At 43.0% G+C, this 5,764-nt stretch carries 7 protein-coding genes; 2 read left to right on the top strand and 5 right to left on the bottom strand.

Annotation, left to right across the window (positions count from 1 at the left end; all coding sequences use genetic code 11):
* The 5 genes from VK541_RS01855 to VK541_RS01835 form a co-directional block, all read right to left on the bottom strand.
* A partial coding sequence (locus tag VK541_RS01855; RefSeq protein ID WP_324366352.1) for an HAD family hydrolase occupies positions 1–199 on the bottom strand: 199 nt, incomplete at its 3' end.
* A gap of 29 nt (positions 200–228) precedes the next feature.
* Complete coding sequence (locus VK541_RS01850; RefSeq protein WP_324366350.1) at positions 229–1,503, bottom strand: HAD-IC family P-type ATPase; 1,275 nt, start codon at positions 1,501–1,503, stop codon at positions 229–231.
* 83 nt (positions 1,504–1,586) lie between these two features.
* Positions 1,587–1,895, bottom strand: a complete 309-nt coding sequence (locus VK541_RS01845; RefSeq protein ID WP_324366348.1) for a hypothetical protein — start codon at positions 1,893–1,895, stop codon at positions 1,587–1,589.
* A gap of 581 nt (positions 1,896–2,476) precedes the next feature.
* A complete protein-coding gene (locus VK541_RS01840) occupies positions 2,477–3,022 on the bottom strand; it encodes a hypothetical protein (protein ID WP_324366346.1) in 546 nt (181 codons plus the stop codon).
* A gap of 83 nt (positions 3,023–3,105) precedes the next feature.
* Positions 3,106–3,492 (bottom strand): hypothetical protein, encoded by a 387-nt coding sequence (locus VK541_RS01835; RefSeq protein WP_324366344.1) that lies wholly within the window; start codon positions 3,490–3,492, stop codon positions 3,106–3,108.
* A 664-nt stretch (positions 3,493–4,156) separates the two neighbouring features.
* Between VK541_RS01835 and VK541_RS01830 the strand changes: the two genes are divergently transcribed.
* Together VK541_RS01830 and VK541_RS01825 are read left to right on the top strand one after the other, a co-directional pair.
* On the top strand, positions 4,157–4,846 hold the full coding sequence (locus VK541_RS01830; protein ID WP_324366342.1) for a response regulator transcription factor: 690 nt from the start codon (positions 4,157–4,159) through the stop codon (positions 4,844–4,846).
* 33 nt (positions 4,847–4,879) lie between these two features.
* The gene (locus VK541_RS01825) at positions 4,880–5,698 is read left to right on the top strand and encodes a hypothetical protein (RefSeq protein WP_324366340.1); all 819 of its coding nucleotides are present in this window, start codon (positions 4,880–4,882) and stop codon (positions 5,696–5,698) included.
* Positions 5,699–5,764: the final 66 nt, after the last annotated feature.

The raw sequence follows: 5,764 nt of genomic DNA, 5'->3' as shown, positions 1-5,764 counted from the left end.
AAACAATATCATCTCCCAGGCCTACCTGCCTGGCAATCTCCCTGGCGATAGGCAGCGCATCACCGGTGAGCATTTTTATATTCAAGCCCAGCCCTTTTATATCCCGGATCATTTGAGCAGAACCAGGCAAAGGTGGATCTATCAGCGCAGCGATGCCCGTCATTGTTAAGATTCCATCCCGCTCTACGGCGACTGCCAATGTTCGTAAGCCGTTAGCAGCCCATGTCTCTACCTTTTTGTCAAATCGGGGTCCTGAAAATTGCTCAGACCTTTGATGGTGCCATACGCACCTTTCATCACTTTAAATTGCATACCCTCATTTTCAATGATAGCCTCTGTTCTTTTCAGGGCAGCAGTGAAAGGGGTGAAGGAAATTTTGTTGAAACCATGCAGGTCTGTTTTCTCGATATCTGCTTTCTGCAGGAAGGCCATATCAATGGGATCGTTATTTGCCGCGACCGAGGCCAGCACCGCATATTGAAGTACCTCGCTGGTGGCAAAGGAAGTAGTAGCCATTATCTCCTGAACCGACAATTCGTTCCTGGTGAGAGTGCCAGTCTTGTCGATACAAAGATTAGTAAGTGTGGCTGCATCCTCCGTAGCGCTCAATCGGCTTACCAGTATGCCTTTTGCTGCCAATTGCTGCGACCCTTTTGCCATGCTGACAGTAAACATTGCCGGCAGGGCTACGGGAACAGCCGACACCAATAAAATGAGCACCAAAGGCAAAATGGCTATGAAACTCTCCCCTTTCAGCAGAGATATAATAAGAGTAACCGACAGAAAAATTGTTACGATAACAAAAAGCAGCTTGACGACTTTTGCAACTACCTCCTCCATATGAAGGCGGGGCCTGGCTTTTTGGATCAATAACGTGGTTTTTCCAAAAAACGTTTTTATACCGGTGGCCACCACGATCCCGTTTGATTCTCCATTTTTGATCAGGGACCCAGCGTATAATATGTTACCCTCTTTTTTGCCGATCACTTTCGACTCTCCAGTCAGGGCTGACTCATCAGATCCTGCAATGCCGTCGATTATTTTTACATCTGCCGTAACAAAATCACCCGTTCGGATTCTTATGATATCTCCCGGTACCAGTTGGTTGGCCAATGTTTGCGACCATGTCCCGTTTCTTAATACACGGACAAATACCTGCAAACTACTTTTTAAGGCCTTTACTGTTCTGGCGGCTTTTCTTTCCTGCACAAAACCAATGGTGGCATTAAATAACATCAATCCGCTGATCAGATATACATCCGCATACTTGTGCAATAAGTATGATGCGACGATTGTTATTTCCAGCATAATGGCGGTCAGACCCCAAAAATGCTTCAGGAAAACAAGGATCATCGATTGCTTTTCCTCCAATACTTCATTTAAGCCGAGAGTACTCTGGCGCAATTTCACTTCTGTGTCGGTGAGCCCTTTTCCTGCTTCTACATTAAGTTCCTTGAGAACTTCCTGAACAGTTTTAGTTTCGAATGGATTGCCTTGATTCATTCTGCTGAAGGTCTGACAAATAGTGAATACTATCTAATCCGATTACAATATGGCATTGAAGCCCGTCCAACATCTTTTAGCTGTCAGTTATTGCCGGATTTGCCGGAGATGAAATTAAGTTCCTGGGACGATCCATTTTCGCTGACAAATCTCATGACATCTTCCATGGTGAGGAATAGTTCAAGCATAGATTGATCCCAATGTTGTTTAGCATTGTTTTGTTCCTGCGTGCCTCTTTCAAAGTCCCAGAATCTTGCTTCCGGGGAGGAGCAATGAAAGGTCAGTTCATGGTTACCCTGATCGGTTACATATCTTGAAGAGCCGCAGACAGGGCATTTAAATTCTTTATTTTCTGTAATTTGGATTACAAATTTTTCCAGCGCAGGATTCATGTTTTTTAATTATATGGCGAAAATAGTTTCGGATGTATTGTAATGGAGGAATCTTTATAAAAGATCGTTATCCTTCTGCCGCTGCCAGGTACAAAAAGGAGGTTTACCCGCTAGACTGTTTAACCTAGTGAGCGTTTCAGGGTCACAAGGGGCACTTTTTTTCATTTTATAAATTGATTTTCCAGATTGCGTTTTCCTCGCGAAAGAAATGCCAGTTGGCAGCGTCAGGTTGTGATGTCGTTTTTTTTAAGTTTCATAAGTCGACTTTTTTGGGTCCTGATTGGATTGAGAAGTTTCTTTCATAGAGATGGGTATTATATCATCGAAAATGCCTCTATAAAATTATAGAGGCATTGCCCAAATGTTTGTTAAGCCTGGTTAAAACAAAATTAAACTCCTTGCTATAACTAAAGAGGAAAGAAGACCTGAATTAACAAAGTTTCGATAAATTGTCCGTCTTTTTAATGATCAAAGGAGCGAATTTTGGGTACTAGTTTATAATTTCGGCCTGCCTCAAGATTTTTATTTACAATATGATTCTATTCCCCCCTCTTTTCCAGGAGGGGGCATTTTTTTTTCAATTATTTCTGAATTTGTTTGTCTTTCAGCACTCCGTTCTGTGCGAAACTCAGCTTATAATCCTTTTTGAATGCATCGTAATGATCGGCATCCAGTGAAGGGCCATCGTCGATATGTAAAAGGTAAACTGGTTGCCCCGCCGAAACAATTTCTTTGATGGCATCTATATAATAGCTTCCATAGCCATCATTCAGAAGGCTTTCCCGGACAGGCAAAGGGAGGTCTTTTGACAGGGGCAGGGATATTTCTGTTTTTATCCATTCCCCGCCGCAGGTGTAAAATGCAAGACATTTCTTTTTGTCCATCGTGAAATTTACGAGGTATTCGCTATCGCGTTGTTTCCATTTTTTTACCCTTGCATTTGCATATTTAGCCGAGAATGAGGATGCAATGCTGGCGGGTAGTTCTTTATTGCCCGTTACTAGCGGTCCCCGCGTAAAGCCGAAGATGCCGGTTACGGCCATGGCAGTAAGAATGGCCCGCAAAAGCATAATCTTAAAAGCGTGAAGAAATTTCTTCCGAACGGGTTGAAAAATAATCGGTTTCATAACTGTAGTTTTAAATAGTTATGTGAATACAATGTTCTTTCTATTCAAAAGAAAGAACTTCTTCTTCTTATAAGGGATCGATTTTAACTGACGCTAATGGCAGGCGGGCCTCTAAATAGAGCTGCCGGATGGGTGGTGGAGATAGCTGCAGCAGGAAATATATCAAAGAGCTTTATACTCTTTTCCCGGAAATGTTGGACTTGAAATTGAGGAGTGATCAGGGTGTAGGTATGCTTATAATCGTATCTTTTATCCAGCAGCAGGTGGACATAGCTATGATAATTCGGAGTAGCGGGGTGGCTTTTTAGATTGGCTGCGTAGCTAATACTGTCATGCGTCAATTGAATGACCGGTATACTGGCAAAGAGGTAGAACTTATAGGAAAGCTGGACAGTAAAAAGAACAAGACCAATTACTGATAGTGTGCATTTAAAAGCAGACCGGCGCCATCTATGTTTCCCAAAACACATGTTTTATTAGACTCTTCTTCAAGAAGATTATCTCTAATAAAGGTACCATTTTTTCATGGAAACGGGGCAATTGGAGAAGATCCTGGACAGCCCGGGGGAACAAGGAAAGATAGATAGTTAGCCTGGATTGGAAATAAATCCGTTTTTATTTCGTTAAATATAGTAGCTTTATTAATGGATTCTTAGCCCGTTAAGGGAGAATCAGAAAACACCATGAGCCTTTTCAGACATAAAAAGTATGGGGTTATATTCAAAGGCGTACTATTTGTATTGTACTTTGTCCTTTTTGGCTCACAGTTATCTCATAAATTTTACCTCTGCGCCAATTTCTCTTCCAGGCCATTTAAGGCATGTCATTGTAAGGGCCCTCATGCTGAGTCTTCTGTTCGTAATGAATCTTCCTTGCTTGACCATAGGAACATTTCCTCGCTTTCCCTTGACAAGCGCTATGAACTCAAATCCACATTTTCGCTGCTTTCACCCGAAGTTGGAATAATTCCTGTCTTTATCGATTGTAAAAGAGAATTTAATTCTTTCCGCCAGGTATTTCTCTATTCTAACAGTGTTGTTCATCCTCTTCGGGGCCCTCCCTCTGTCTAAGTAAGATCTCCAAGTATTTATTGCTCCACTATTTGATTAACATTTTTCATCAAAAGGAATTGTTATGCATGGGAAAAGAATACTCCTGACAGAGGGAGAAAAGTTCATGGCTGACAAGATCTGCAAAGTATTGGTGCAGGAACATTATGACGTGGATGTGGCTCTGGAAGGGAACATGGGCCGACAATTGTTTAATCAGCACGCTTATGATCTGGCTTTAATAGACTTTCATTTGCCGGACATGAATGGTTGTGATCTATGTCAGTATATAAGGAATACAAATAGTAATATGCCCCTGATGATGGTGTCCTCCGAGGCAACCGTTCGCGGATTCGAGGTTTTTCAGGCGGGTGTGGATGACTACGTTTTGTTGTCAGAGGATTTCAGGGAATTACTGATGCGGATTAGAGTATTGACTAAGCGATATTCTACACCCTTTGTGAGGAAAAGCCGGATAACAGCGGGTGATATTTTAGTCGATCTGGACAGCAAGGAGGTCAGGCGGGGAGACCGACTGATCCTGTTGTCGGCAAGAGAGTTCTTGCTTCTTCAGTTTCTTATCCGGAACAAGAACAGGATCGTGTCACGGGATGAGATCGTCTCTAACATCTGGGGTAGGGAATGTAGCGCTAAGGAAGGAAGAGTAGCCGCCTTTATTAATTCGTTACGAAAAAAAATAGAAGAGGATTTCAGTCACAAATGTATCTATACCGTTACCGGGAAGGGATACCTTTTGACCGAGAAGCCCGATTAAAAAAAATGACCAGTCACCGACTTATAGATTTTTATGGAAAAAACGTTTGCAAATATCCTTGCCCTTATTGATTTGCCTGAAGACCCTGACCTGTTCTTCATGGCGGCTATTGAAACAGCAAATCAGTTCCAGGCCAATATTCATGTGATTTACCGTACTAGCGGATTGGATGACAATAGCCAAAACGACTACGTGCCAAGCAAAATATGGATCCTGCAGAATACCTATCGGCCTTTTTTGGGAAGCAAATCGTTTCTGCATATTCATATTACGAAGAACCAGCCCGGGAAGGAAGCATTGTTATATGCTCAAACGAATCAAATTGATCTCGTTCTTACCTGGAAAAGAGAAGGTTCGTTCCTTTCGGCCCCAATCACAATGATTCGGTCCAACATGCTTTCCCGCAGGTTGGCATGTCCGGTTCTTTCTTTACCCGGGCATGCCGATATCCGGGTTTTGAAAGATATTATTCTACCGGTGCAACAATTTTTGCCGGCCGGCAAGCTCGTGCTGGCTGTCCGGCTGGCAAGACTTTTCAGGGCGAAGATACATCTTGTCGGTGTCGTAAATGATAGTAAGAATGAATCCGGGGATGAGTTCTTTTTAAAAGCCTGTCAATTGCTTCAGAATAATACCAACCTGGAAGTGAAATGTAAGCTGGTAAAGGGGGGTAATCTTGCCCGGGCAACGATGCAGTATGGAATAATGATTAATTCTGGTCTCATCCTGGTTTGTAACGCGAGAAAGCCGATGGCTCTGGCGATTGCATGTCTGTTGTTGACCCGACCTGTATCGGCCGTGGGTCGAATCCCCGTCATGACTGTTCCGGTGGAGCAATTGAATATTGAGTGAAGGCAGATCGCAAATTGGCAAGGGTCCTTTCGCCGGCACTATTTGCCAATGACCTGGTTCTCCCGG

Source organism: Pedobacter sp. (assembly GCF_035317785.1).
Classification (GTDB): Bacteria; Bacteroidota; Bacteroidia; order Sphingobacteriales; family Sphingobacteriaceae; genus Pedobacter.
This window is presented reverse-complemented; position numbering and strand designations above follow the sequence as displayed.